Origin of the sequence: Microbulbifer agarilyticus (assembly GCF_020171345.1) — a bacterium.
In the GTDB taxonomy this organism is placed as follows: Bacteria; Pseudomonadota; Gammaproteobacteria; order Pseudomonadales; family Cellvibrionaceae; genus Microbulbifer; species Microbulbifer agarilyticus_D.
In genome coordinates, this window is the sequence record NZ_JAIUZM010000001.1 from 1,035,408 (window position 1) to 1,061,532 (window position 26,125).

The window sequence follows — 26,125 nt, forward strand, 5'->3', positions numbered from 1 at the left end:
AGTTATCGTTATGCCCGAATATAAAGCCCCGCTGCGCGACATGCAGTTTGTACTCCAGGAAGTGTTCGACTGCGAGACCCACTACCGCAAACTCGGTTTCGAAGATGTCGATGCAGACACCATCAACGCCATCCATGAGGAAGCAGCCAAGTTTGTCGAAGACGTTGTCGCGCCCCTGAACCGCATCGGCGATGAGCAGGGCTGCCAGTGGAACGACGGTGAAGTGACCACGCCCGACGGGTTCAGGGAAGCCTACGAGCAGTATATGGAAGCGGGCTGGCCAACCCTGGCGCAGAACGAGGCGTTCGGCGGACAGGGCCTGCCACACTCGCTGCAGCTACCGATCAGTGAAATGATATCCGCAGCCAACCACAGCTGGAGTATGTACCCGGGGCTCAGCCATGGCGCCATGGCAACGCTGGAGGCGCACGGCACCGACGCACAGAAAGCCCGCTTCCTGCCTGCACTGGTCGAAGGGCGCTGGACCGGCACCATGTGCCTGACCGAACCCCACTGCGGCACCGACCTGGGCCTGTTGCGCACCAAGGCCGAAGCCAATGATGACGGCAGCTACCGCCTCAACGGCAGCAAGATTTTCATCAGTGCCGGTGACCACGACCTGGCCGAAAACATCGTGCACATCGTGCTGGCGCGCATCCCCGGCTCCCCGGCGGGCACCAAAGGTATCTCGCTGTTTATCGTGCCCAAGGTCAACGTCAATGAAGACTCCTCCCTGGGTGAACGCAACGGTGTGCACTGTGCCTCCATCGAACACAAGATGGGCATCAAGGGCAGCGCCACCTGCGTACTCAACTTTGACGATGCCCGCGGCTACCTGATTGGCGAGGTCAACCGCGGCCTCAATTGCATGTTCACCTTCATGAACTCTGCGCGCCTGGGTGTAGCACTCGAGGGCGTGGCCGCTTCAGAAGCCGCCTTCCAGGGCTCGCTGGCCTACGCCCGCGAGCGCCTGCAGATGCGCGCGCTGTCCGGTGCCAAAAACCCGGACGGCGCCGCCGACCCGATCATCGTGCACCCGGATGTGCGCCGCATGCTGCTGACCCAGAAGGCATTTGCCGAGGGCGGGCGTGCCATGAGCGCCGACCTGTCAATGCTGATCGACACCACCCACAAAGGCACCGACGCCGACGAACGCGCGCGCGCCGATGCCAAGCTGGCCCTGCTCACCCCCATCGCCAAGGCCTTCCTCACCGAGACCGGCATGGAGTCCACCAGCCACGGTGTACAGGTGTACGGCGGCCACGGATTTATTTCCGAGTGGGGCATGGAACAGCTGATGCGCGACACCAAGATTTCCTGCCTGTACGAAGGCACCACCGGCATTCAGGCACTCGACCTGCTGGGCCGCAAGGTGCTGGGCAGCCAGGGCGAATTGCTGAAAGGCTTTATGCAGGAAATGGGCAGCTTCCTCGGCGAGTGCAGCACTGACGAACAACTGGCTGCACACGCAGCAGTGATCGGCCAGTACCTGGAAGAACTGCAATCGCTGACCGCAACAATCGGCAAGCGTGCCATGAGCAACCCGGAAGAGATTGGCGCGGCCTCGGTGGACTACCTGATGTTCGCCGGCTACGTGGTGCTCGGTTACTACTGGCTGCGCATGATGGCCACCGCGCAGCAGAAACTCGCCGAAGGCAGTGGCGATGCCAATTTCTACACCGCCAAACTACAAACCGGTGCGTTTTATTTTGACCGGGTTCTGCCCCGTGCCAAGAGTCACAGTGCCTGTGTCCAGAATGGTGGAGAAAGCATGATGGCGATGGCGGCGGAGCACTTCGCTTTTTAAATCCTCGTGCATGGCGGCCCCCGAGACCGCCTGGCGCCGATGCTTGGCCCCACTTTGTGGGGCCTTTTTTTGGCGCATAAAAAAGGCCGCTGGATGCGGCCTGATTATTTTTGGGAGATTCGTTCAACCCGTGCCGATCAGCGCAGCGGCCCCCAAACTTCAAGGTGCGCCTTGCGTTCCACACGGCGGTCGGTACGCAGGGCCAGCATTGCTTCCAGCCCGGTCTCCGCAAACAACGCGGCAATTTTTTCCTGCTCGCTGGGCGCTGCCCCGTCGTAGCAGTCCTGGATACGCTGCAGAAGGTAGAAACGGTACGGCATCACCCAGGTGCTCAACGATATGCCGCGCCACTGGAACACTGCCTTGCCGATAATGCGCGCGGTGGGATCTTCGAGGCCGTTGCTACCGTCTTCCAAGTCCGGGCGTTCGCGCAGCCACTGATTGGCAAATGCCACATGCGCTGCCAGCTCGGGCAGATATTCCTCGGCCACAAAGCGCATCAGCGCCTTCAGGGTTTCGGGAATGGCTTCGTCGGCGAATAGCTGAGCGTTCTCTCCCACATATTCTTCCGCGTACTCCACAGCCACCTGTTCCGGCGCATGCATACGCTCCACCCAGCGCGCCACCTGCGGCGCCGTCTCGCGCATCAGCGCGGCCGGTTTGGGGTCGCGCGCCATATGCCCATAGAGTGGGCCGGTGAGGCCGTAATCACCTAGGGTTGGGCGGCCACCGAGCAAATAGGGCACCGTGCTCAGGTGCTCGGAGAACAGCGCCAGGAATTCCGCATACGACTGCTCGATCAGTGCGCGCGCTTCCACCGGTGCGCCGAAGCCGACCGCGGCCTTGCGCATGCGCCCGCTGGCCCAGTCGAACAACTGTGTGCGCCCCTTCTCATCCGTGCCCGGTGGTACCAGGCCCGCACAGAATTCGTTTTTCAAAAACGCCAGGTTTTCTTCGTCGAAATGCCAGCGGTAGTGCATCGCCGGGCGCAACAGGCCCTCGCCACCGAACAACTCAAACAGGTGCGCCACCGTCTGTTGCAGCGGTGTATCGGGGTAAGCCGACTGGCGGTACAAACCCTGCTGCTCGAAGTAATCGATAATATCGGTACCGTCCTGGATCACCTCTCCCGCGGCACTCTCCACCACCGGCATGATGATGCGGCCGAGCTGCGGCACGATCGCCTGCTGGTATTGCGGGTGGTTCACGCCGCACTCGGTAAAGCCAATCCCCTGCTTGCGCATATAGCAGCGCACCTTGGCGGTATACAGCGAGGCGGGAATCCCATACATCGTGTAGGGCGCGTTAAGAGAGGTAGTCATCGGCAACTCCGGTCTGGCAATAATACGTGTGGCCGGAAGCGGACCCCACGAAGACTTTTATTGGTTATCTTTACTTCACAACAAATAATGGCATAAAGTATGACACAAGGTAAAGCGATCGCGCAGCGGCACTGCAGCAGTGCCCGAGACGTACAAGATAGACACAAGAGACGCACAAGAGAGACACTGGAGTCGCGCTGTGAATTTGAATAGAAAAGTAACCCTCGCACTCGGAGCAGTTGCCATCGTCGCCGTGGTTTTATTCAGCCAGCGTGCACACATTGCCCCCGTGCTACTGGAGCGTGCGCTGCCGCGCATAATGGCCGCCGATGCCCTGGCCGAACTTGGCGACGGCCTGCATGTAGCCGTGTGCGGCGCCGGCAGCCCCATGGCCGACCCGCAGCGCTCCGGCCCCTGCCTGCTGGTGATGGCGGGCGACAATTTACTGATGGTGGACGCGGGCAGCGGCGGTGCCAAAACCATCGGCATGATGCGCCTGCCCATTGGCGAAATCGATGCGGTACTGCTGACCCACTTCCATTCCGACCATATCGACGGCCTCGGTGAAGTGGCCACCCTGCGCTGGGCCAGCAGCGCCAACACCAGCCCCCTGCCGGTGATTGCCCCGGAAGGCGTCGAGCCGGTGGTACAGGGTTTTAACCTGGCGTATTCACACGACGTGCAGTACCGCCACGACCACCACGGCGATACCGTGGCACCGCTGTCCGGCAAGGGCATGGTGGCGCAACCGTTTGCGGTACCGGCAGATGGCGTGGGTGAAATTGTGTGGGACCGCGACGGCCTGCGCGTCACCGCCTTCCGCGTCGAGCACGCGCCGGTGGAACCGGCCGTGGGCTACCGCTTCGACTACGCCGGCCGCAGCGTGGTTATCAGTGGCGATACGGTACAGTCCCCCAACCTCGAGCACTTCGCCAAGGGCGCAGACCTGCTGTTACACGAGGCGCTGTCGCGCAAACTGGTAGGCATCATCGAAAAGGTGGGCAAGCAAACCGGTAACGCCATCGCCGCCAAGGTGATGTATGACATTCAGGACTATCATAGCGACCCGCGCGAGGCCGCCGAGAGCGCCCGGCGCGCCGGCGTTGGCCATCTGGCCCTGTACCACCTGGTGCCGCCACTGCGGGTGCCGGCCATGGAAGCGATATTTTTGGACGGTCTCGACGAGATCTATTCCGGCCCGGTGACCGTCACCCGCGACGGCACCCTGTTCTCCCTGCCCACCGGCAGTGACGAAATCCGCCTGGTCTCCGAAGGCCTTTGAACCCCGCGGGCCGATGCTCGCTGCAAACAATAAACCGCCGTACAGGAAACCCGCATGAAAAAATGGCTCACCCGCACCGCACTGGCCCTGGTGGTGTTTTTCGCCTGGGCTTTTTGGCTGGCTTTTTTCTCTGCCCGCCCACCACTGACCATCGACCCCGCCACCCTCGCCGACGATGGCAGTACCCTCAATTACTGCGCGCTGCCGGATCTGGATAGCAGCGGCAAGATGGCCGCCGACATTCCCAAGGGCAACACCCCCGGCTGCGCCTACGAACACTTCCCGCTGCCGATCCTGACCGAGTGCACCGAGCCGCTGTCTGAAGGCGCAGACGACCTGCGCGGCTTGTGGATCGGCGTGGAAGGCGGCCACAAGGGCCATGTGGAGCGCGTCGAGCAGTGCGGCGAGCGGGTGGTAATCACTTCTGCCGGCATCATTCACGACCTGGGCCCCAACAGCACCGGCGGCCTCACCTCCAACGATACCGAGGGCTCGGTGCTGTTCACCGCTGGCGAGCGTGAATTCTGCGCCCGCAGCTCCGCCGGCACCACCTGGAACAACGGCGTACTGGAGTTCCGCGTGTTTGGCTGGGGCCCGATCGTGGTCAAACGCTACATGGACGGCGAACAGCTGGTGTGGGAATACGCCGACGGCAGCACCACCCGCATGGACCGCCTGTGCACCCTACCGGATGAACACAAACAACCCAAACCACGGGGCAAACGGATCGAACTCTTCTGACGTCCTACTCTAACGTTCTGTAGGACCTCTGGTACACTCGCTGCACCCGAGGTTCCTACTTGCCGATTCCACGGCCCCGAGAGCATGTCCACCAAGCCCATCTCCGCGAAGCCCGCAACCATCTCCCCCAGCCAGTTCCAGCGCACCCTGCTCAAGTGGTTCGACCAGCACGGCCGTCACGACCTGCCGTGGCAGCAGGACATCAACCCCTACCGGGTGTGGGTATCGGAGATCATGCTGCAGCAGACTCAGGTAGCGGCGGTTATTCCCTACTACCAGCGGTTTATGGAGTCCTTCCCCACCGTGGAAGCCCTCGCCGCCGCCAGCCAGGACCAGGTGCTGGCCCACTGGAGCGGCCTCGGCTACTACGCCCGCGCGCGCAACCTGCACAAGTGCGCGCAGACCGTGGTCAACGAACACAATGGCGAATTCCCCCGCAGCGTGGGGGCCCTCGCCGAACTGCCCGGCATCGGCCGCTCCACCGCCGGTGCCATCGCCAGTATCAGCATGGGGCTGGAAGCGGCGATTCTCGACGGCAACGTCAAACGGGTACTGGCGCGTATGCACGCGGTAGAAGGCTGGCCCGGGCAGACCGCCGTGGCCAAGGGCCTGTGGGAGATCGCCGAGCAGTACACCCCGGCCAAGCGCACCGGCGACTACACCCAGGCGATGATGGACCTGGGCGCCACCCTGTGCACCCGTTCCAAGCCCGCCTGCGAGCGCTGCCCGTTTGCCAAGCACTGCGTGGCCCACGCCCAGGGCAACCCCACCGATTACCCGGGCAAGAAGCCCAAGAAGGAAAAGCCGGTACGCCAGACTACCCTGTTGCTGATCGAGCACGATGGCGAGCTATACCTGGAACAGCGCCCGGCCAGCGGCATCTGGGGTGGCCTGTGGATACCGCCACAGCTGGAAGAGGACGACGGCGGTGAAGCCAGCGCGCAGGAATGGCTGGCGGCACAGGACCTGGACGCCAGCGAGCTGCAGGCCCTGCCACCCATGCGCCACACCTTCAGCCACTTCCACCTGGATATCCACCCGGTGTGGATAAGTCTGCCGCGCAAGCCCGATCAGGTAGCGGAAGGAGCCAGCGGCTGGTATAAACTGCGCCAGCTCGACCGGCCCCGATCCGGACAGGATCTCGGCCTGCCGGCGCCCATCGCCAAGCTGGTCAAACAATTAACGGCCATGCGCGCCCCACTATTGGCACCCTGTTAGGAGAAACCATGTCTCGCACCGTCTTCTGCCGCAAATACCAGGAAGAACTCGAAGGCCTCCCCAACCCGCCCTTCCCGGGCCCCAAGGGGCAGGACATCTACGACAACGTCTCCAAGAAAGCCTGGGGCGAGTGGATGGCCCACCAGACCATGCTGATCAACGAAAAGCGCCTCAACATGATGGAACCCTCCTCCCGCGCCTACCTGGCCGAACAGATGGGCAAATTCTTCGCCGGTGAAGACTACGACGACGCCGAAGGCTTCGTTCCCGAGCAAGACGGCGACAAGTAAGCAACCACTTACAAACCGAAAAAACTATTTATCAATCAAGGGGTTGACTCCCCCCGGAAGAGCAGGTTTAATACGCGCCTCGCTGCCGGGGACAACCCCGAAACAGCATTGCCCAGATAGCTCAGTCGGTAGAGCAGGGGATTGAAAATCCCCGTGTCGGTGGTTCGATTCCGCCTCTGGGCACCATACAAAAAAGGCCGCTCCCGAAAGGGTGCGGCCTTTTTTGTATGGTTTCGAGGGGCGGCTGAGAACCACCGCGGTTCGACTAATTGCGAAAGCAATTAGCAACGAGCGCGCCAGCGCGAAGCCCGCAGGGTCGTAATAGCCCAAAGGCTATTACGATTCTTCCGCCCAAACACCAATCCTGCTTGCCCAGCCAAACCCAAATAAAAGCTTCTTAGATTCCATCCGACTTACCGGCATAAGATTCACTCTTCCCGCCCCTTCATCCCAAACGAAGTGCACTACCAAGCTGCGCTACTTATAGAGGTTTGTAGAGGTTTGGCCATTTGGATCTCAGATCGCGGGCACTCGATATCCAGACAACCGATAATTATTGCTTTGCAGGACTCGAACCCGCAAACAAACCCTTAGAAGGCACTTACTCTACCCTCACCGAAAGCGACGGTCTTGAAAACCGTCGCGCGTAACAGCTCCTTGGGCTCGAATCCCAGCTTACAATTTGTTCGGGGCAGAGGGATTCGAACCCCCGACATCCTGCTCCCAAAGCAGGCGCGCAGCCAGTGCCCCCATAGCGGCCCACCTATACTAAAAAAATACTCAGGAAACTCTGTGCCCACGATGAACGACCCACACAACCTACAACGCTTCCTCGACACCCAAGCATCCTGCTACCCCGAAGCCCTCGCCGAAATCCACGCCGGCAACAAACACACCCACTGGATGTGGTTCATCTTCCCGCAAATCGATGGTCTCGGCCGTAGCTCCACCGCGCGCCACTACGCCATCAAAAGCCGCGATGAAGCAGAGGCCTATTTGGCCCACCCAATTCTCGGTACCCGCCTGCGCGAATGTTGTGCTGCATTGCTGGCAGTAAAAGGCCGCAGCGCCCACCAGATTTTCGGCAGCCCGGACGATATGAAACTGAAATCCAGCATGACGCTGTTTACGGTGGTGGCGGGACAGAGGAGTGAATTTATGCAGGTGCTTCAGCGTTACTACTGTGGGGAGCTGGATACGGTAACGCTAGAGTTGCTGTGCGGTGATTAGCACCAAAAGGCCTGCGTCGCTTTTTAATGGCTTAATAAAAAACCGCACCTCGGCTATTCCGAAAAGCATGCTTTACATCTACTGAATGAATTCAGCTTCGAGTGGCAAAATCTACCGCATGTTTCTCATGCCGAGCTTGTCACATTCCAGAACCGGCGACTTTCGATCACGAAACGCCACTCAAACGCCCGCGGTCCAGTTCTGGTTACCTTTGCCAAGTGTATTTTGGCAAATAGCCTTGAGGCTCCGGGCATGACCGCTGATATCGTTACAAGCACTCTTCCCCAGAATATAGCAACCTACCCCAGCTGCGATCATACCCCCAGGGCCAGTCGCCTGTACGGCCAGGCTGAGACCTTTCGCAAGGGTATCGAATCCTGCTGCTCCAACAAAACCGCCAACGCCGATTTTGGTTATAAGCGGCAAAAACCTCTCTGAGTGCGCACCATTGGTTTCTCTATCCCATAAATCATTCGTATTTCGGTTGATACCGGCAAGATCAATTCCAACTTGAGAACACAGCGCTTCTAACTCATTGCTGGCGGTATCCGCACCCCGAGGATTGGAAAAATAGACAACCTGCCGAGCCCGTACTTTTCCGTCATTCTCTGCATTGTGTAGCTTTGGGGCTGATTTTAGTATCTTCATGGCACGGACAAAGGTACCAGCCCCTTCACCATGCGCTAACCAGTGCACACGAGCCTTTTGCCCCATAGCCTGTTGCATCAGGGAAGCTAGCTGATTACTTTGTCGGTCACTTCGGTAACCGCCGTTTTGCCAATAAAGAGAATAGTGTTTATTCGCTCTATCGATATCGTGGCCTCGCAGTTCACCTGAGTAGGCGTTGCGAATGTGGTCTACTAATTTGCCCCCGGCCTGCTCTTTACTATCAAATTTCCCGGCGACGGCAGCGTAATGAGCCTCTTTCCAGCGATGCTTTAGTTGCATCGCAGTTTTCGGAGAATCCTGCGTTTCCCACCCATCCAATCCGTGATCACCGGAAAATTTTACTTGATAGAGTCCACTCGACTGCTGACCACTTGGCAACTGGTGTTTTTCATCGACTTCTAATTGAAGAAGGGTAACGTCACCATGCTCATCAATTAGGTAATGAACGGCAAAGCCCGGCTGAATAAGCTTTGCTGGTTTTCCTGTACGCCCACCAGCGCATGAGTTAAGGCTATAAACTGCACGCAAAATTGAAGCCAAATAGTAGTTACGCTCATGGGATTTTTTAATTACATCCCAGTCAGCAAAGTGATCTGAGTACACATAAATATTTCGGCTACTATTAGGATTGGCGAACTGAGGAATTAGAATCTTCCGTGATCCAACGGATGGGCTCATAACGTATTCCTTGTTATGTATCTATTACCAAATAAATTTGTACTGCCTTAAATCAGAGCTCGATTTATGGGGAAAATTGCGGTGGCGGGCTGCCGGATTCAATGATCACAATATTTGACTCGCCCTTGTGGTACTTCCCATTACGCCATTTTGGGTATTTCCAATTAATAGGTTTACGACTTTCACTGGCACGAGAACCTGGCCACTTAAGCTGAGCTTCTGCCAGCTGATTTTTTGCAGTAGACCCGAGTTCCAGCTGTACAGAATTGAGAACCAAATCTCGTAATTTATTCATATTCGCTAGTGAATCTTTAGCAGGGCCATAGCCAAAGTATCGAAATGCAACCCCCAAGCTATATCGATGCTCCAATGGCAGTAACAGTGTGCAGCTGTGAGAGGCCTGCTCAAAGGCCTCTGGTTCTTGCGTGCGATGGGCGAAATCTCGGTGGCGCTCGAAGTAAAATCCTGTGGCGCCAGACATTTGGCACAGGCGTGTGTTAAAGGGGCCTTTAGTTCTAGGTAAATCGGGGCTAGTCGGGCCGCCAGCGCCAAAATAGAGACTATGTGCAATCAACTGCTCAAAATGGGAAGGATTGAAACAACTCATCTCCTCCGGCATCGCGTCTTCACGAGTAATTCCAATGCCGAATGCGATATAACCGTAGGGACGCGATCGCCAAGAAGGACCGTAGAACTCCCAGTGTCGGTTAGCCACTCCGCCCTTATAGCGGGCATTACCACTCCTCTGCCACTCCGGGGATTCTTCATCCGTATAGAAGTTATCCGGATCATGTAGATCAATTTTCTTCGGCGGCGGCTTCCGGCGGAAGCCTTCGGAGTCGCTATGCGGGGGGAGCAGCATCGTCAGCCGACTTCCGGAAATGTCGATTTCCACTTTTTCCCGCTGATTGAGTCCAGGGACATAGGGCTTTTTGCGCGAAGCAAATAGGCGTTTAAGCATGAGATGAAAATTTCTGGTGCAGAGTTTTTAATATTTGTAACTGTACGCTATTCAGTAGCGCGTTCAAAGAAACACAAATTACTTTTGATTACAGTATTTTAAATGGAACGGCTGTTCTATTTATTTTTTGGGGAAGACGGCACGAAAAGGAAATTACAAAGAAAAGCTTACAGCTACGCGAAGCAAACCGCAGAAAACCATATCGATTACTGCACTCATGTTAATGCGTTTTTACCGCTCATCACCGCCGGGGTATCGAGCACGCTTCCATGCTCGATACCTGCGGTAAGCGGCACCGCTAGGCGCGGTCACCATGATAGTACTTCGGTACTGTCACGATCACCGCTTTGTTGGTTACGGTACCGCAATTAGGTACAACCGATCAGTAAAATTCCAGTGACCAGGAATCGAGGTAACCCTGGTCTGCGGAAAACAGGTCGATCACCTGTAACTGCCAGTCGCCGGCCGATTCTTCATTACCCACATTCACCTGGTAGGTTTCCAGGATGTCGTCGGCGCCGTCGAAGCCGGTCTCCTTCAGTATATGAGTACTCCCTGATGGCGAAATCAGGCGCAGTTCGATATCGCCCCGGTAGGGGTGTTTGATATCCACGGCGACGGACACCAGGCCGGTTGGGCCTTCGCGGTCAACGCTGATCACACTGGTGATACCGCTGGGGTCGCCATCGGGAATGTTCATGTCGGTGCCGTTGATGTAAAAGGCCGGGTTTTCACCACCGCTCACCCCGTTGTGGGTGGCCACTACACTGGCGTCGACAAATGCGTAGTAACCCACAACCCACACGTGCCACTGGCCCGGCTGGGTGTTGTCTTCGCTAATGCTTTCGGCACTGCCAAACAATACGGACTTGGCGTCGTAGTCGTATTTACCCGGTGCGGAGCCGAACTTCACATACAGGTCGACATCGCCGGTACCGCCAAAGGTCTCGAAGGTGACGTTGGTGGCATTGGCGGGCACCTCAAAGGTGAAGCGGAAGCCCTCGCCCGCGGCGCCGCTCATACCGCCAACGGCCACGCCATTCTCCAGGGTGTTGCCTACGGGGGGTGCCGTGGCTTCGACGGTAACCGATTGCGTGGCACTGCTGCTGGCGCCGTCGTTATCGGTGACGGTGAGGGTCACGCTGTAGGTGCCGGCGGCCGTGTAGGTGTGGCTGGGGTTTTGTGCGGCGGAAGTTGCGCCGTCGCCAAACTGCCACTGCCAGCCGGTTACCGTGCCATCGCTATCGCTACTTTCGTTGCTGAAGCTGGCGCTCAGGCCGGTTACCAGGAAGTCGAACGCGGCGGTGGGCGCCTGGTTTACTGGCGGCGGCGCGTCGCTCACGGTGACGGTCTGGGTGCTGCTATCGGTGGCACCCGCATCGTCGGTAACGGTGAGGGTCACGCTGTAGTCGCCGGCACTGGCATAGGTATGCGCGGGGTTTTGCGCGGTGCTGGCTGCGCCGTCACCAAAGTCCCACTGCCAGCCGGTGATGGTCCCATCTACGTCTTGGCTCTGATCGATAAACGTGACCGACAACGCATCAACGCTCTGGCCAAACGCGGCACTGGGCGCGATGTTTGCAGGTGGGCCGCCATTGCCATCGAAGCTGGCCGCCAGTGTTACACCATCGTAGGCGGAGTAGGTGCGCAGCATGATGTACCAGGTGTCGGCGGCGGGTGCGGCGACTTCCACGACTTCTTCATTGCCGTTGCGGTAGGGGCGGTAGTCCCACACGTCGAAGCTGGCTTTAGCGCCCACTTTTACGTAAAGGTCAACGTCGCCAGAACCACCGGTGGTGAGGATGCGCAGGTTGCTGGCGCCGGCCGGTACGTCAATTTTGTAGTGGCGCTCTTCGCCGTAGGTGGTGCTTACCAGGCCGCTCAGCGGGGTGCCGTTATCCAGTACGTAAGCGTCGTCACCGGGCGGGGGTGGCGGTTCCACGTTGAGGCTACAGTCGGCGTTGATGGCGTCGACCGCCGCTTTGGCTTTGACCAGGCCGTAACCAAAGCCATTGTCGCGGCCGGCGGCACCGAGGTCTTCGGCGGTGGCGGCGAGCGCGGAGCGAATGACGTCGGCACCACAGCTCTGGTGGTGGCTCCATACCAGTGCGGCCACACCGACCACATGCGGGGTGGCCATAGAGGTGCCACTGAGCTCACCGTAGTTGCTCTGGCCAATAGACAGCTCTGCGGTTTCACCCAGCTGCTGCAGTAAGCCGGCACCTGCGGTGTCGGAGACGCCTACGGAGATGATCTGCGTGGGGGTTCCACTGATGGTGCCAGCCAGCGGGCCCGCCTCGTTGTTGTAGATGATGGCACCCACGGCGCCGCCCGCTTCACAGTTCTGGATTTTGCTGGCAAAGGTCGAACCACCGCGCTGGATGAGGCAGACGGCATCGGTCACGCCGGTACACACGGCATCGGCGAGGCCGCAGTCAACCAGGTTGCCGCTGGCGAGGCCACTGGCGGAACCGTCCATGGCGAGTGCGTCGTAGCCGGTGCTGCCCACCGACAGTGCGGTGGAGTAGCCTGTGCCCATGGGCATGGTGGAGCGCACCGCGACACCGGGGCCGGCCAGTTCTACCTGGTCATTTTGCTGGGAGAAGCTGGCCAGGTTTTTGTTGGCATCGATCGCCGCCACAGAAACGACGGCGGGGTAGGATGCGGGGTACGAATAGGCGGTATTGCCATCGTTACCGGCAGCGGCAATTGGCAATACACCGGCATCGTAGGCGGCCTGGAAGGCATCGGCTTCCGTCTGTACATAGGTGTTTGCGCCCAGGCTCATATTGATCACCGCGGCCCCGGCGGTAACACAGTTGTCCATGGCATTGATCAACGAGGACGAATAAGCCCAGCCCTCTGCATTGAATACCTTGACGATGTGCAGGCGCAGTTTGCCATTTGGCAGCACGCCCACCACACCGCGGTCATTGTTGACCGCTGCAATGGTGCCACCCACGTGGGTGCCGTGGCCGTTCTCATCGGTGAACCAGTCACCGGCACCGCCCGGGTCGCTGTCACCGGTGACGTTGTTGGCCGATAGGTCTTCGTGGGCGTATTCAAACCCGGAATCGATAATACAGGCGGTCAGGTTGGTGGCACCGGCGTCACTCAGCAGGTGCGCTTCCACCATTTCGATACCGAACGGGGTGGATTGCGACAGCATGTAACGCTTTTCGTCCACTTCAATGCGCTTGATATTGGGATTGCCCTTCAGCTCGCGCAGCTCCTGCGCGGACAGTATGGCCGCCATGGCATTACGCTGCGGCAGGTCTTGCTTGACCCGCACGCCAGCCGCGCGCAGCTGGCCGCGATTCTCGATGCGCTGCAGCGGGCCCGCGCCATCCAACTGCGCACGTTTTTGCGCGAAGGAGGGTGGCCCCTTGCGCGCCTCTGCACGCTTCGGATTACTTCCGTCATGGAATTTAATGATGTAACGCTCGGCCTCGCTCGGTGCGTCGGCGGCGAGTGTCACTGTGGGTGCCAGTAGTGTTGGCAGCATGGCGGCAATCGCCAACACCCGCGTTAGCCCCGCGCCGGTTTTCCGGCCGATATTATTTTTAATGGTCATTTCTTCACCTGTTGGTTGAAAAAAGGCGGTGGCTTTGAGGCCTTCCGCGCAGCGTTTTTCACTGCAGGTTTTTTCTACCATGGTGGCCGTCAGCGGTTGGCTACAGGGTGGTGAGCCGTTGGTGACGTTTTGGTGACAGGGCTAAATTTTGTGATGGGGTAGCGATTGCGCGCGGAATAAACACTTACATCATGCGCTCGCGCACACGCGCTTGCATCTGGGCAACCTTGGCTTCCAGCGCTTGTTGCAGACGGACGAATTCCGGTAATGCACGCGCCTCGGCAAAGGCCGGGTCCTGTGAGACCTGTTGGTAATCGACCCAGCCCGCTTGCTGCGCGCGCAGCAGCCAACCGTGGGCCAGGGTGAAATCTTTTTCAATCGCATAACACGTGGCGATATCGACATAATTTCCCGGCCACTCATCCCCTTCGGCGATCAGCGCTTCCGCTATTTCGCGCGCCTGCTGCAGGGCTGCCTGTGCGTTTTCCTTGTTGCCTTGCATCCAGAGAATTTGGCCAGCCCTCAGCAGTGCGTAGTGCGCCGCTTTACCGGCCTGTGCATTGGGGGCGGCCTGGCGGTAAAACGCCAGTGCCTGGTCGTAGTCCCCGCGATGGAGCGCAATATCCCCCGCCGCTGTCACGATATTGGAATGGTCTGGCGCGAGGGCAAGCGCCGCGGTAATGATCTCGTTGGCACCGGCGATGTCACCATTGCGCATCAGAAAATAGGCGAGCGAATGGTATAAGGGGGGGTAATCCGGACGCAGGTTGCGCGCTTTGGCGTACCACTCCCGCGCCTGCTCAAACATGCCGAGGCCCTTGAAGGTTTCGGCCACATGCAGATAAACAATGGCGTTGTTGGCATCGAGGCGCAGTGCGCGCAGGTTCCACTGCATGGCGCGATCAAGCTGCCCGAGTTCCTGCCAATGGAAGGCCGTATTACTGATGGCGGCCAGGTTATTTGGGTCAATTTCGAGGGTGTGCGCATAGGCATCAATGGCCCGGCGGAACCACCCTTTCATGGAGTAGGCGTGCCCCAGGGCCTTGTGACCGCCGCCCTCATCCGGGGCCATGGCAATGGCCGTTTGCGCCGACGCAATGGCACTATCCAGCTCACCGAGCATCGCCTGCGCATCACTCAGGGCCGCCCAGGCGCGGGCAAACTCTGGATCTAGGGCGATGGCTTTCTGGAATTGTGTGACCGCGATGCGGGCATCTTTTTCACGGTAGCGCTGATAGTAATCCACGCCGCTCAGATACAGACGATAGGCTTCGGCGGAGGCGGTGAATGACTGGACGTGGTCACTGCGCGCGGGCGTCCACAGTGCAAGCTGCCAGACGCCCCCAGTGGCGAGCGCTATGGCGAGCATACCGACTACCAGGTAACGGCGGGGCCAGCGCGTATCTGCGGTGACGGCCAGCGGCTCACAATCCAGCCGATAGCCACGGCCGCGCACCGATTTGATGTAGCTGCCGGCGGGCGCACCGAGTGCTTCTCGCAACCGCTTTACGGCCTGCTTCACGCTCTGGTCGGTGACCACTTTGCCCGGCCAGATGGCATCAATCAGCGCCTGCTGGGTAACGGTATCCGGCCAAGCATCCACCAGCACACGCAATACCTGCATACTCTGGTTGGTCAGAGGAACAGGTTGGCCACCACACTCCGCCTGCCACTTGCCGAAATCGACCCTGAAATCACCAATTTGCAGTTTATTACTATTATTTTCCCGCAAAACCGCCCCCCGGCTCCTTTAGAGCCTCTTTCGCTCGAATAGCCCCAATATGAGGGGGCAGACACCATGCTCTAGGATACTGGGCGCATTCCCGGAGCGAAAGGATCCTCCCTTATTGGCGTATTGCAGGCCAATTTGCGCCACCCCCCACTGCTATAATTCCTAGCCGATAAGAGCCCGCGGAGGGCAGCCGGGTGACAGAAACCGGGCCTGCCGCCTCACGGAACAGAGGGACTCTGGCTCATGGAAACGCCCGACAACAATCTACCTGGCAACCAGCAACCCGAACCCCTGTCACTGGTCGATCTTGTGATACGGCTGGCGCTGGCCGCTTTGTTAATGTGGCTGGCGGCGCATGCGTTTGCGCCCTTTCTGATGATGATGGTGTGGGCGGTGGTACTGGCGGTTTCCCTGCACCCGCTGAATCAGAAACTGGCAGCGCGGCTTGGCACCTCCAATGGCCGCGCCGCGACGCTATTGGTGCTGTTGATGCTGATACTGCTGGGTGTGCCAACGGTACTGCTGGGTATGGCATTCATTGACCATGTGATTGGCTTTCACGACAGCCTGTCCGAGGGACGGCAGGTGATCCCGCCTCCACCGAAAGCGGTTGAGGACTGGCCGTTAATAGGCCAACAGATTTACGCCGCCTGGCAGACCGCCTCGACCAATTTCACGCGCTTTGCCGAGCACTACCATGACCAGTTGCTGGCGCTGTCACGCGATGCAGTGGCCAAGCTGGGCAGTACGCTTGTCACGCTGCTGGCCTTTACCGCCGCGTTTATCGTGGCCGGTATTTTGCTGGCCCACGCCACTCCCGACCGCACCACAGCACGGCAGATTTTCTCGCGCGTGTGTGGGCCCGAGCACGGCCCGCAAATGCTGGAGCTGTCGGTGGCGACGGTGCGCTCGGTGTCTTCCGGCGTGATTGGGGTGGCCTTTATTCAGGCGCTGCTGCTGGGGATTGGCTTTCTGCTGTGCGGGGTGCCCGGCGCGGGCCTGCTGGCGGTGATGGCCCTGATTCTGGGGATTGCGCAGATCCCGGCAATTCTGGTGGTCATCCCGGTGCTGGTGTGGCTGTGGTCGCAATCCGATGCTTCCACCCTGGCCAGCGTAGTGTTCACCGTGTACCTGGTGTTGGCGGGCCTGGCAGATAATGTGCTCAAGCCCCTGCTGCTCGGGCGCGGGGTGGCGGTACCCATGCCGGTGATTTTGCTCGGCGCCATCGGCGGGATGATCAGCGCCGGGCTAACCGGCCTGTTTGTGGGCGCGGTGATTCTTGCCCTGGGTTATCAGGTACTGAAGGTGTGGGTGCGTGGCGGCCAAAGCGCATCCCGCTGACAGCGCGGCGCTGCTGTCGGGTGGCAGTGAGTACCGCGCTGGCATTGTGTTATGGCTTTGACCTGGGCATTCCCTACCTGTCACCGATTTTTGCCGTGCTGCTGGCCATTGGGCTCACGGTGATCCCCGCAGCCGGTATTCTCAGCCCGGCACGGGCGGGCGCCATCGTGGAAGCCATGGTGTTTGGCATGGCGGTGGAGTTGCGGTTCTTTACTGGCTGGGTGTTGCTGGTGAGCTTGCTGGAGCGCATTTCGCGCAGTAAAGAAATAGCCTGTAAAGATAGCTTCGGATATATGGTCATATGACCCGCGGCACTTACCAATGTGACTTTCGCTCCGTTAGCGTGAATCCTAAATTCACGGCTCAAAGAACAGTCCATTATGCAGCTGCTACATACACAAAAGCGCACCTTTATTTACCTGGCCTCCACACTGGTCGTCATCACCCTGGCAACGCAACTTGGAGCAAGACTCAATATAATCCCGGTCGTTTTGCTGGGGGTTATCAGCCCCTTGCTGCTGGCCATCGGCTTCAGCCTGCATGAGAAAGGTTCCCGGGGACTGAAAGATCTCTTCGGGCACCCGCAGGGATTCCGCTTCAGTTCGTTAGCATTGGGCCTGGCACTGCTGCTGCCGTTTACCCTGATGATAATCAGCATCGTGCTGGATCGGGGAGAATGGGTGTTGCCCGACTTCAGCCTGATGCCGGGGAAACTACCCTTACTACTGATACTGATGACGGGCGAAGAGTACGGTTGGCGGCGCTACGCGTTTGCCAGATTGTGCAAAAGCACCCGCTTTATGCCCGCCGCGCTGATCGTAACCGCGGTATGGCTGCTGTGGCACTACCCCGGGTATCTCATTGGCATGGGCACCCCGGAGCAAATGCCGTTCTGGCTGTTTGGGTTAATGCTGGTGCCCGCCAGCATTCTTATTTGCTTCCTGTATCGCTGGACCAAAAACATCTATCTGGTAATCCTGGCCCACGTGTCTTCCAACATGGCATTCAACACCCTGCCATTCCTCCCAGAGGTTACCGGCGATAGCACGGCATTTACAATCTACACAGGACTAGTATGGTTGATTGCATTGCCCCTGATACTCAACAAAAAATTCTGGACCTGAAGGCATGTCCGACACGCAGCAAACACTCTCTCAATGGGTGTTGTTCACCATCGCTGGCTTCACTCTGGGAGGCAGCTACTTTGTAGTGCAGGGTATTACCGTGTCTGGTCAGTGGTGGCTGCTGCTCCCCCTGCTTCTGTTTATTGGCCTCGCCCTGCTCCTGGCAACACGGAAAGTGAGGCGGGGCGCTCAGGCTATCCTGGCTACGCTGTTCCTGCTTTGTACCCTGATTATTCTGAGCATGCCTCAGCATGCGGCCATGCTCTATGTGGTGATCTGTCTCCTCGCCATAGAAATTCTCCCCAGAAAAACAGCGCTCGGCTGGGTCGCCACCTGCGTCGTGGCGGTATTTTTCAGTGAACTGCTCCTTTCAGCAGAACGCATTGATCTACAGGATGCGTTTGTGAACAGCTTGCTGACTCTCTTCTTGAGTGGCTTTGCCTTCCAGAGGATTGAGGCGGAGAAAGGGCGAAGTGAAACACGACGCCTGCTGTATGAGCTTGAGCAGAAGAATCATCAGCTCGCACTCCATGCCATCGAATTGGATCAGCAATCGAGATTGGAAGAGCGGCAGCGGCTGTCGCGTGAGCTGCACGACACCCTGGGACATAAATTAACGACGTCCATCGTTCAACTTGAAGTTGCCGAGCGGCTCAGCGGGCAGGATCCGTCCAGGGTAGCGGCGATTATTTCTACACTGCGCGGCCTGTTGAGCGAAGGCCTGGAGGAAACCCGCAACATCGTCCAATTGCTGGATCAGGATGCGACGGCTGACAAGCCGCTGACAGAGCTCATCGCCACACTGGTGAATAACTTTGAGGCGGCGACTGGGTTGTCAGTGTCCATACAGATTCGCTGTCATGACAGCCAGATACCTGCACCCATCAAGCAACATGTTTTCCGGATTATTCAGGAGTCGCTCACAAATATCAGTCGCCACGCTGGTGCGTCTCAGGCGAGCATTTCACTCGTGCAAAATGGCAACCTTAGGCTCCAGGTGGAAGACAATGGCTCGCAACTGGACAACCACCAGGGTAAACCGTTGCCCCCAATAAAATCTATTGAAAGCCGGGTAGCGGAGCTGCAGGGCACGCTGGCGTTTCAGCGCGAAGGCGCACTTACAAAGCTGTTGATTAAGATTCCTCTCGGAGTAGCAGGAGAAGAACATGCCCATTAAGGTTCTACTGGTGGACGACCAGCAGCTGATGCGTGATGGCATAAGAATGCTACTGGAGCTTGAGGATGGGATCGAGCTGGTAGCTGAGGCAAGCAATGGTGAAGAGGCTGTAGCCGCTTACACCAGATACACACCCGATCTCGTATTGATGGATATCGAAATGCCACGCATGAATGGTATTGAGGCCACCAAGCAGATTAAAGCGCTCAACCCGCAGGCGCGAATTATCATCCTGACCACATTTGGACAGGCAGACTACTTGCGTAATGGCTTGCTCGCAGGGGCTCAGGGCTTTTTACTCAAAGCGGTTTCCGGGGCGGAATTGGCGGAGAGCATTCGCAAGGTGTACCGGGGGGAGTCCGCACTTGACGGGCAGTCAACAGAACTACTGCTGGATAGTTACCGTGCACTTTCCGAAGCAAAAAATTCCCAGAAGAAAACATTGCTGTCCACTCGTGAAGTGCAGATTCTGGAGCTAGTTGCCCTGCAATATAGCAACCGCGACATAGCTGTTAAGCTGCAGCTCGCCGAAGGTACGGTGAAAAATTACATCAGCCAGGTTTTGGAAAAGCTGTATGTCCGCGACCGTAACCAAGCTGTGCGGGTTGCGCAGGAAAAGGGGCTGTTGGAATAATCGAGCAGGAAAAAACGGTCGCAATACCCACCGCTATCTCATCAGACTGATTGTGTCGCGCCAAGAAAGACCGTAGCGTGTAGGGAAGCTTCCGACCGACCCACCCACGAGAGGCAGGTAACGGCCGGAGGTAGCCGAGGATCCCGCTTAAATCGTCGCAGCCAGACGCATACCCTGATCAATCGCCCGCTTGGCATCCAGCTCGGCCGCTTCATCCGCGCCGCCAATCAGGTGATACGGTTTGTTCAGGCCATCCAGCAACGCACGCGCAGGCTCCTGACCGGCACACAGGATCACGTTATCCACATCCAGTACTTTGGTTTCTTCGCCGACCTTGATGTGCAGGCCTTCGTCATCGATCTTCACGTATTCACAACCCGGGATCATGTTCACCCCTTTGTTGGCGAGGCCGGTGCGGTGGATCCAGCCGGTGGTTTTACCCAGGCCGCCGCCGACTTTGCTGACCTTGCGCTGCAGCAGGAACACTTCACGCGGTGACGCGGGGACTTCAGCCTGCACGCCTTCGATACCACCGCGCGCCTGCAGGGTCATATCCACACCCCATTCGCGCATAAACGCGGGGATATTCTGGCTGGTGGCTTCGCCGGCATGGGTCAGGTATTCGGATACGTCGAAGCCGATACCACCTGCGCCGATGACCGCGACTTTTTTGCCCACCGGCTTTTTGTCTCTCAGCACGTCCAGGTAACCGAGCACTTTTTCGTGCTCGACACCGGGGATCGGCGGTACGCGCGGGGTAATACCGGTGGCCAGGATCACTTCATCAAAGTCACTGTTGTTCAGCTGCTCGGCGGTTACCGGAGAATTCAGTTTGAGGGTAACACCGGTGGTTTCGATACGGCGCTGGAAGTAGCGCAGGGTCTCGTAGAATTCTTCCTTGCCCGGGATCTGTTTGGCGATGTTGAACTGGCCACCGATCTCGCTGGCGGCATCAAACAGGGTGACATCGTGGCCACATTCTGCGGCAGACGTGGCGAAGGCGAGGCCCGCGGGGCCGGCGCCGATGACCGCAAGTTTTTTCACGTTGCTGGTGGGCAGCAGGTTCAGCTCGGTCTCGTGACAGGCACGCGGGTTAACCAGGCAGCTGGTCATCTTCATGCTGAATACATGATCCAGACAGGCCTGGTTACAGCCGATGCAGGTGTTGATTTCGTCGGCGCGGTTTTCCGCGGCCTTGTTGACGAAGTCGGCATCGGCGAGGAACGGACGCGCCATGGAAACCATGTCGGCATCGCCGCGCTGCAAAACTTCTTCGGCCACTTCTGGGGTGTTGATGCGGTTGGAGGTAATTACCGGCACGGACAGTTCCTCGCGGAACTTGGCGGTAACCCAGGTAAACGCGGCGCGCGGCACCTTGGTGGCAATGGTGGGGATGCGCGCTTCGTGCCAGCCGATACCGGTATTGATAATGGTGGCACCGGCTTTTTCGATAGCTTTACCCAGGGTGACGATTTCTTGGTAATCGCTACCGCCCTCGACCAGGTCGAGCATGGACAGGCGGTAGATAATAATAAAGTCTTCACCTACCGCTTCGCGCACGCGGCGCACCACTTCTACCGGCAGGCGCATGCGGTTTTCGTAGCTGCCGCCCCAGTCGTCGTCGCGCTGGTTGGTGCGCGCGGCGAGGAACTGGTTAAGGAAGTAACCCTCGGAACCCATGATTTCCACACCGTCGTAACCGCTCTCTTTGGCGAGTACGGAAGTGCGCACGAAGTCCTCGATCTGCTGTTCGATTTCGTCTTCGGTGGCAGCCTTGGGCATAAACGGATTGATCGGTGCCTGGATGGCAGACGGCGCTATCGGGTTTTCATTAAATGCGTAACGACCGGTGTGCAGGATCTGCATACAGATCTTGCCGCCTTCTTTGTGCACCGCGTCGGTAATAATGCGATGGTCTGCGCAGTCCTCTTCACTCCACAGCATCTTGGTGTGCTCGTGGGTAGCGGCACGTTTGTTGGGGCCAAAGCCGCCGGTAACAATCAGGCCAACACCACCGCGGGCGCGCTCGGCAAAAAACGCGGCCATACGCTTGTGGCCATCGGGCGCTTCTTCGAGGCCGGTGTGCATGGAGCCCATGAGTACGCGGTTGCGCAGGGTGGTAAAGCCCAGGTCGAGGGGCTCGAGCATTTTCGGGTAGGGATTGCTCTCGGAAGGACTGGTAGCAGAATTGCTCATCACGTTTTACCTAAATCTGTTTGTCTGTTTGCGTATCAGGCGAAGCCGGCGGCCACGACACGTGCGTTCATTTCATCGAATACTTTCTGCAGGCCGTTCAGCGGCCGCACCATCACTTCAAAGTGAATAATCTGGCCGTTGTCATCCCAGCGGATCAGGTCGATACCTTTGATGCTTTTGTCTTCCACGGTGGCGGAGAATTCCAGCGCCATCTCGTTGCCGTCTACCCACTGGCGGTGGTATTCGAAGCCCTGAAAAATATCGATCACATTCATCAGGATGAACTGGGCTACGTCGCGCCCGTGCTTCGGCTTCCACACGGTGGGGGAATGGAACTCGACGTTTTCCGCCAGCAGTTGGCGCAGCAGCGCCTGATCCCGCTGGAATACCACCTGGTGCCATTGCGCTAAACGTGCGTCGCTCATCACCTATCTCCCTTTTGGGTTCTCGGAGTTCTGTTGTATTTATTCTGACTGGCCAGCCTATTGGTCGGCTGCCCATTCTTGACACTGTCAAAATGCGTATCGCTACCATATGTCGCGGTTTTGACAGTGTCAAGATGGCCTGATAGATTGCGCAGCATGACCACATCTTCCACCCGCACTACATCTAGTACTTCAAGCCGCTCTGGCAGTTACCACCATGGGGACCTCCGCCAGACTCTGGTGAGCGAGGCTGTGCGCATCATTCGGGAAGAGGGTGAGAAGGCGCTGTCCATGCGCAAGCTGGCGCTGAATATCGGTGTGTCGCGCACCGCGTCTTACCACTACTTTGCGGACAAGCAGGCGCTACTGTGTGCCATCGCCGAGGAGGGGTTCCGGCGCTACAACGCCATGCTGTCGGAGGTACACCAGAACGGTCAGCGCCCCCCCAGTGCCGAGAGCATGCGCGACTTTGTACGCGGCTATGTGCAGTTTGCGACCGAGCAGACGGAGTACTATGACCTGATGTTCGGTGGGCACATTTGGGAGTCCGGCACGTCCACAGACTCCCTGCGCAAAGAATCCCACAACAGCTTCCGCAACTATGTGAATAATGTGCGCACCTGGAAGGAAAAGAGACTGATTTCACACAAGGTGGACGCGCTGCGTTTTTCCCAGGTGAGCTGGAGCACCCTGCACGGAATCAGCCGGTTGATTATCGACGGTATCTACGCGGACTCTGCGGCGATCGAGCCCATCTGCCAGAACGCGGCGGAGATGTTCTGGCGCGAGCTGGCGCCCTGAGCAGAAACCGACAAGCGCCCTCCCGCCGAACCCTCGGCGATCCCCTGTGACTGGCGCGAAACGGTCGGCATTACGCCGGCTCTCACGACTAACCTGCGGCATACACCCCATTCAAAGTGTCTATTACCGCCTAAAAATCGGTTGCTTGCAGCGCCATCAGGCAATTGCAGCCGCCACTGGTTGTTTCAGACAACTCTCCCGAGATATAAAGATTTAGCTCTAATGATATAAGTTTATATTGTTATGTTGTTATGACTTATATGCGTCTTCTCACTGCGCTCGCACTTAGGTAATGAGGCCCAGTCGAGATCTGGAGCAACCCACTCGCAGCATATAATTTCGGGAAACACCATGAAAAAACTCGCACCTCTTGGCATCGCTCTGTCGATGCTCCTCACCCTTCTCCTGCCGCAGGCCAGTGTCGCACAGGGTTATCCAGCCATGGCGAACGACGACGCCCTCGATGCGCTGGAGTCCAATCTGGTAATGACTGTCACCGAGACGCCGCAGTTCATCCGCTTCGATAATAATTTCATTACCCAGGACGTGGGCTTGCTGATCCAGCCGGGTGGCGATGTAGACCCACGCGCCTACGCCCGTATCGCACGCAAAATCGCCGCCAACGGCTACCCGGTGGTCATCGATAATTCGCCAAGCACACTGGTTATCGCCGGCCTGATGCCTTCAATGGTGCCGGTCATCAAGGCCGCCAACCCGGATATTGCGAACTGGGCACTGGCCGGGCACTCCCTGGGCGGGGTGATTGCCGCCAAATATATTGCGGAAAATCCGCAGGATTTCTCCATTAAGGGACTGGCACTGTGGGCGAGTTTCCCGGATCCGGAAAACCCCATCTCCTACCGTACCGATCTGGTGGTAGCGTCAATTTACGGCGAACTCGACTGCCTTGTACCACCCCAGACCGTGCAATCCCTGAGCTGGACCCTGCCTTACAATGCCAGCTTCCATCAGATAGATGGTGCCAACCACGCCCAGTGGGGTGACTATGGCGACCAGGAAGGCGACTGCGCCGCTGACATCACCACCACCCAGCAAAAAATTCGCGGAAAGCGCGCGACCATTGAGCTGGTACTGGAAAAGATATAATCGCTCAATGCACTACAGCGCAGAGGAAGCGATTCCCGCGCTGTACGGGCAATAAAAAACCCGGGGACACCCCGGGTTTTTTTCGCGAACGGCCTGGCAGGCTTCAGTGCTCTACCGTGCCGGGCCAGATCACCACGCGCCCATCGGGCTCTTTGAACACACGCACCGGCAATGACTGCTCCAGCATGGCCACCAGGGTATCCGCCTGGTCGGCAGTAAAGGCGGTGGTCACCCGCAGATTTTCCAGTTCGCGGGTGCCGATGATGATGCGGTCTTGGCGATAACGATTGGCATCGGCAACGATTTCCGACAGCGGCGCGTCGCGGTAGCTGAACTTGCCCTGGCGCCAGCTGGCGACGGTAGTGGCATCGACCTGGCTGACCGGGCTGATCGCACGCTCGTCGACCTTGACCTGTTGGCCGGCAGTCAGACGCACCTTGTTTGCCGAATCGCCTTTATCCACATCCTCAGTCGCAACGGTGTTTTTGCGGGCGACATCGACGATGCCCTCTTCCACGGTGACCTTCACCGCAGGATTGAGTTTGCTGCCGGTACGCACATCGAAGCGAGTACCCACAACGCGCACTTCTGCACCCTGTGCAGTCACCTGAAATGGCCGCGCGGAATCCTTAGCCACATTAAAAAATGCCTGACCGCGCAACAGCTTAATACGGCGACTGTCTTCGCTGAATTCCGCTTCCAGCGCCGAGTCACCCCCAAGCGTTACGCGGGTCCCATCTTCCAGGGTCACGTTGCGTACCTGCGCCAGCTCGGAAGCATAGGACTGGGCGGCCGGCTCGCCTTGCCAGGGTGCCAGATAGGCAATACCCACCGCCAGCATTAGCGTGCAGGCGAACGCAAGGCCGTTTAGCGGGCTCACGCCAAGATAACTGCGCAGTGTTTCCATCAGTGCAGACAGGCCGCTCGGCTGACGCAAACGCGCGCCCTCTTCGCTCGCCGCGAGTGCGGCGAGGGTCTGATCGATCTGTTGCAGTTGCTGATAAGCGCTGCGGTGTTGCGGCTGTTCCATCCAGTGCGCAAACGCTACCTGTTCGGAGCCGTCCAGTGCGCGCTCGCCCTGCAACAGAAACCATTCCCGGGCTTCCGCTTCTATTTGCCGGATATCGGTCTGCGGCTGACTGTTCCCAGTCGACATCTTCATTCTCCACCGTGTGCCCGCAGCGCTTCCTGGCAACCGGCCAGGGCTTTCGCCACGTGCTTCTTCACTACTGTTGCCGAGAGACCCTCGCGACGCGCAATTTCCGCGTAGGAGAGCCCATCGACACGATTCATCAATAACAGCCGGCGACGCTTGTGCGGCATGTTCCACAGCGCGCGACTGATCAGGCCAAGGAACTGGCGGCCGGAAGCCACCCTTTCGGGACTGCGGCTATCCTGGTCACGGTCTGGGTCGCCCTGTACCGACTGTGCGTAACTCTCGCGCACCTGGCCTTTGCGCAAGGCGTCGATGGTGGCGTTGTGCACCGAGCGGTACAGGAACGCGCGCACATGCTCGATTTCACCGGTGTGCAGCTGCGGCGCCATACGCGCAAACGCCTCCTGCACCAGGTCTTCCGCCTCGCTGTACGACAGGCCGAACTTACTCACCGCATACCGACACAGTTCCTGGTGGTATTCGCGGTAGTAGTAATCCAGGTCGCGCTCGTTTTCGCTTACCATCTGGCTCGCCAATGCTGTGGCCATCGACTCTCTTCACCATGGTTTTTGTTATCAGGACGCCGTACTTATGCGGCAATCACTTTCTCTTGTCGATATAACGGGGATCAGGCCCGAATCGTCTCCCCCTCCGATGAAT

At 58.4% G+C, this 26,125-nt stretch carries 22 protein-coding genes and 2 tRNA genes; 14 read left to right on the plus strand and 10 right to left on the minus strand.

The features are described 5' to 3' along the window. Positions 1–10 precede the first annotated feature (10 nt). A complete protein-coding gene (locus LCM31_RS04245) occupies positions 11–1,807 on the plus strand; it encodes an acyl-CoA dehydrogenase C-terminal domain-containing protein (RefSeq protein WP_224867816.1) in 1,797 nt (598 codons plus the stop codon). Between the two features lie 137 nt (positions 1,808–1,944). On the opposite strand, the gene LCM31_RS04250 is transcribed toward LCM31_RS04245, so the two are convergent. Beyond that, positions 1,945–3,129 carry a glutathione S-transferase N-terminal domain-containing protein gene (locus LCM31_RS04250; RefSeq protein ID WP_224867817.1) on the minus strand — a complete coding sequence of 395 codons (1,185 nt, stop codon included), beginning with the start codon at positions 3,127–3,129 and terminating at the stop codon, positions 1,945–1,947. Positions 3,130–3,328: 199 nt separating this feature from the next. On the opposite strand from LCM31_RS04250, the gene LCM31_RS04255 reads away from it, so the two are divergent. The 5 genes from LCM31_RS04255 (at position 3,329) to LCM31_RS04275 (ending at position 6,846) form a co-directional block, all read left to right on the plus strand. Then, a complete protein-coding gene (locus tag LCM31_RS04255) occupies positions 3,329–4,411 on the plus strand; it encodes an MBL fold metallo-hydrolase (protein WP_224867818.1) in 1,083 nt (360 codons plus the stop codon). A 54-nt stretch (positions 4,412–4,465) separates the two neighbouring features. Then, complete coding sequence (locus tag LCM31_RS04260; protein ID WP_224867820.1) at positions 4,466–5,152, plus strand: hypothetical protein; 687 nt, start codon at positions 4,466–4,468, stop codon at positions 5,150–5,152. 84 nt (positions 5,153–5,236) lie between these two features. Further along, on the plus strand, positions 5,237–6,370 hold the full coding sequence (gene mutY / locus LCM31_RS04265) for an A/G-specific adenine glycosylase (protein WP_224867822.1): 1,134 nt from the start codon (positions 5,237–5,239) through the stop codon (positions 6,368–6,370). 8 nt (positions 6,371–6,378) lie between these two features. Next, positions 6,379–6,660, plus strand: a complete 282-nt coding sequence (locus LCM31_RS04270; RefSeq protein ID WP_010133137.1) for an oxidative damage protection protein — start codon at positions 6,379–6,381, stop codon at positions 6,658–6,660. 110 nt (positions 6,661–6,770) lie between these two features. Next, positions 6,771–6,846: transfer RNA gene (locus LCM31_RS04275), tRNA-Phe, on the plus strand. Positions 6,847–7,347: 501 nt separating this feature from the next. Here LCM31_RS04275 and LCM31_RS04280 read toward each other — a convergent pair. Continuing rightward, positions 7,348–7,410, minus strand: a tRNA-OTHER gene (locus LCM31_RS04280). Between the two features lie 51 nt (positions 7,411–7,461). Between LCM31_RS04280 and LCM31_RS04285 the strand changes: the two genes are divergently transcribed. After that, complete coding sequence (locus tag LCM31_RS04285) at positions 7,462–7,890, plus strand: DUF1810 domain-containing protein (protein WP_224868664.1); 429 nt, start codon at positions 7,462–7,464, stop codon at positions 7,888–7,890. Positions 7,891–8,070: 180 nt separating this feature from the next. On the opposite strand, the gene LCM31_RS04290 is transcribed toward LCM31_RS04285, so the two are convergent. The 4 genes from LCM31_RS04290 to LCM31_RS04305 all read right to left on the minus strand — a co-directional run bounded on the left by LCM31_RS04290 (position 8,071) and on the right by LCM31_RS04305 (position 15,504). After that, a complete protein-coding gene (locus LCM31_RS04290; RefSeq protein WP_224867824.1) occupies positions 8,071–9,237 on the minus strand; it encodes a hypothetical protein in 1,167 nt (388 codons plus the stop codon). A gap of 64 nt (positions 9,238–9,301) precedes the next feature. After that, positions 9,302–10,198 carry a hypothetical protein gene (locus tag LCM31_RS04295; RefSeq protein WP_224867826.1) on the minus strand — a complete coding sequence of 299 codons (897 nt, stop codon included), beginning with the start codon at positions 10,196–10,198 and terminating at the stop codon, positions 9,302–9,304. Between the two features lie 382 nt (positions 10,199–10,580). Then, positions 10,581–13,772 (minus strand): S8 family serine peptidase, encoded by a 3,192-nt coding sequence (locus LCM31_RS04300; protein ID WP_224867828.1) that lies wholly within the window; start codon positions 13,770–13,772, stop codon positions 10,581–10,583. A 184-nt stretch (positions 13,773–13,956) separates the two neighbouring features. Then, the gene (locus LCM31_RS04305) at positions 13,957–15,504 is read right to left on the minus strand and encodes a tetratricopeptide repeat protein (RefSeq protein ID WP_224867830.1); all 1,548 of its coding nucleotides are present in this window, start codon (positions 15,502–15,504) and stop codon (positions 13,957–13,959) included. Between the two features lie 243 nt (positions 15,505–15,747). Here LCM31_RS04305 and LCM31_RS04310 point away from each other — a divergent pair, with 243 nt between their 5' ends. The 5 genes from LCM31_RS04310 to LCM31_RS04330 all read left to right on the plus strand — a co-directional run bounded on the left by LCM31_RS04310 (position 15,748) and on the right by LCM31_RS04330 (position 19,780). Continuing rightward, complete coding sequence (locus LCM31_RS04310) at positions 15,748–16,845, plus strand: AI-2E family transporter (RefSeq protein WP_224867832.1); 1,098 nt, start codon at positions 15,748–15,750, stop codon at positions 16,843–16,845. Between the two features lie 20 nt (positions 16,846–16,865). Continuing rightward, entirely contained in the window at positions 16,866–17,150 is a 285-nt protein-coding gene (locus LCM31_RS04315; protein WP_224867834.1) for a hypothetical protein, read from the plus strand. A gap of 75 nt (positions 17,151–17,225) precedes the next feature. Continuing rightward, the gene (locus tag LCM31_RS04320) at positions 17,226–17,969 is read left to right on the plus strand and encodes a CPBP family intramembrane glutamic endopeptidase (RefSeq protein WP_224867836.1); all 744 of its coding nucleotides are present in this window, start codon (positions 17,226–17,228) and stop codon (positions 17,967–17,969) included. A 4-nt stretch (positions 17,970–17,973) separates the two neighbouring features. After that, entirely contained in the window at positions 17,974–19,146 is a 1,173-nt protein-coding gene (locus tag LCM31_RS04325; RefSeq protein WP_224867838.1) for a sensor histidine kinase, read from the plus strand. Next, positions 19,136–19,780 (plus strand): response regulator transcription factor, encoded by a 645-nt coding sequence (locus LCM31_RS04330; protein ID WP_224867840.1) that lies wholly within the window; start codon positions 19,136–19,138, stop codon positions 19,778–19,780. Before LCM31_RS04325 ends, LCM31_RS04330 begins: the two co-directional genes overlap by 11 nt. A 147-nt stretch (positions 19,781–19,927) precedes the next feature. On the opposite strand, the gene LCM31_RS04335 is transcribed toward LCM31_RS04330, so the two are convergent. Together LCM31_RS04335 and LCM31_RS04340 are read right to left on the minus strand one after the other, a co-directional pair. Continuing rightward, complete coding sequence (locus LCM31_RS04335) at positions 19,928–21,976, minus strand: NADPH-dependent 2,4-dienoyl-CoA reductase (RefSeq protein WP_318247429.1); 2,049 nt, start codon at positions 21,974–21,976, stop codon at positions 19,928–19,930. Positions 21,977–22,011: 35 nt separating this feature from the next. Next, a complete protein-coding gene (locus LCM31_RS04340; protein ID WP_224867842.1) occupies positions 22,012–22,401 on the minus strand; it encodes a nuclear transport factor 2 family protein in 390 nt (129 codons plus the stop codon). A 156-nt stretch (positions 22,402–22,557) separates the two neighbouring features. Between LCM31_RS04340 and LCM31_RS04345 the strand changes: the two genes are divergently transcribed. Then, positions 22,558–23,202, plus strand: coding sequence for a TetR/AcrR family transcriptional regulator (locus LCM31_RS04345; RefSeq protein ID WP_224867844.1), 645 nt, complete (start codon positions 22,558–22,560; stop codon positions 23,200–23,202). A gap of 351 nt (positions 23,203–23,553) precedes the next feature. After that, entirely contained in the window at positions 23,554–24,309 is a 756-nt protein-coding gene (locus tag LCM31_RS04350) for an alpha/beta hydrolase (RefSeq protein WP_224867846.1), read from the plus strand. Positions 24,310–24,412: 103 nt separating this feature from the next. Here LCM31_RS04350 and LCM31_RS04355 read toward each other — a convergent pair whose 3' ends face one another. Together LCM31_RS04355 and LCM31_RS04360 are read right to left on the minus strand one after the other, a co-directional pair. Beyond that, the gene (locus LCM31_RS04355; protein WP_224867848.1) at positions 24,413–25,465 is read right to left on the minus strand and encodes a FecR family protein; all 1,053 of its coding nucleotides are present in this window, start codon (positions 25,463–25,465) and stop codon (positions 24,413–24,415) included. A 2-nt stretch (positions 25,466–25,467) separates the two neighbouring features. Further along, a complete protein-coding gene (locus LCM31_RS04360) occupies positions 25,468–26,013 on the minus strand; it encodes an RNA polymerase sigma factor (protein ID WP_224867850.1) in 546 nt (181 codons plus the stop codon). Positions 26,014–26,125: the final 112 nt, after the last annotated feature.

Excerpts from the sequence above, each read along its gene's own strand:
- LCM31_RS04245 (WP_224867816.1), top strand. The coding sequence starts at position 11 with ATGCCCGAATATAAAGCCCCGCTGCGCGACATGCAGTTTGTACTCCAG.
- LCM31_RS04250 (WP_224867817.1), bottom strand. The coding sequence starts at position 3,129 with ATGACTACCTCTCTTAACGCGCCCTACACGATGTATGGGATTCCCGCC.
- LCM31_RS04260 (WP_224867820.1), top strand. The coding sequence starts at position 4,466 with ATGAAAAAATGGCTCACCCGCACCGCACTGGCCCTGGTGGTGTTTTTC.
- mutY (WP_224867822.1), top strand. The coding sequence starts at position 5,237 with ATGTCCACCAAGCCCATCTCCGCGAAGCCCGCAACCATCTCCCCCAGC.
- LCM31_RS04270 (WP_010133137.1), top strand. The coding sequence starts at position 6,379 with ATGTCTCGCACCGTCTTCTGCCGCAAATACCAGGAAGAACTCGAAGGC.
- LCM31_RS04285 (WP_224868664.1), top strand. The coding sequence starts at position 7,462 with ATGAACGACCCACACAACCTACAACGCTTCCTCGACACCCAAGCATCC.
- LCM31_RS04290 (WP_224867824.1), bottom strand. The coding sequence starts at position 9,237 with ATGAGCCCATCCGTTGGATCACGGAAGATTCTAATTCCTCAGTTCGCC.
- LCM31_RS04295 (WP_224867826.1), bottom strand. The coding sequence starts at position 10,198 with ATGCTTAAACGCCTATTTGCTTCGCGCAAAAAGCCCTATGTCCCTGGA.
- LCM31_RS04300 (WP_224867828.1), bottom strand. The coding sequence starts at position 13,772 with ATGACCATTAAAAATAATATCGGCCGGAAAACCGGCGCGGGGCTAACG.
- LCM31_RS04310 (WP_224867832.1), top strand. The coding sequence starts at position 15,748 with ATGGAAACGCCCGACAACAATCTACCTGGCAACCAGCAACCCGAACCC.
- LCM31_RS04320 (WP_224867836.1), top strand. The coding sequence starts at position 17,226 with ATGCAGCTGCTACATACACAAAAGCGCACCTTTATTTACCTGGCCTCC.
- LCM31_RS04325 (WP_224867838.1), top strand. The coding sequence starts at position 17,974 with ATGTCCGACACGCAGCAAACACTCTCTCAATGGGTGTTGTTCACCATC.
- LCM31_RS04330 (WP_224867840.1), top strand. The coding sequence starts at position 19,136 with ATGCCCATTAAGGTTCTACTGGTGGACGACCAGCAGCTGATGCGTGAT.
- LCM31_RS04335 (WP_318247429.1), bottom strand. The coding sequence starts at position 21,976 with ATGAGCAATTCTGCTACCAGTCCTTCCGAGAGCAATCCCTACCCGAAA.
- LCM31_RS04340 (WP_224867842.1), bottom strand. The coding sequence starts at position 22,401 with ATGAGCGACGCACGTTTAGCGCAATGGCACCAGGTGGTATTCCAGCGG.
- LCM31_RS04345 (WP_224867844.1), top strand. The coding sequence starts at position 22,558 with ATGACCACATCTTCCACCCGCACTACATCTAGTACTTCAAGCCGCTCT.
- LCM31_RS04350 (WP_224867846.1), top strand. The coding sequence starts at position 23,554 with ATGAAAAAACTCGCACCTCTTGGCATCGCTCTGTCGATGCTCCTCACC.
- LCM31_RS04355 (WP_224867848.1), bottom strand. The coding sequence starts at position 25,465 with ATGTCGACTGGGAACAGTCAGCCGCAGACCGATATCCGGCAAATAGAA.
- LCM31_RS04360 (WP_224867850.1), bottom strand. The coding sequence starts at position 26,013 with ATGGCCACAGCATTGGCGAGCCAGATGGTAAGCGAAAACGAGCGCGAC.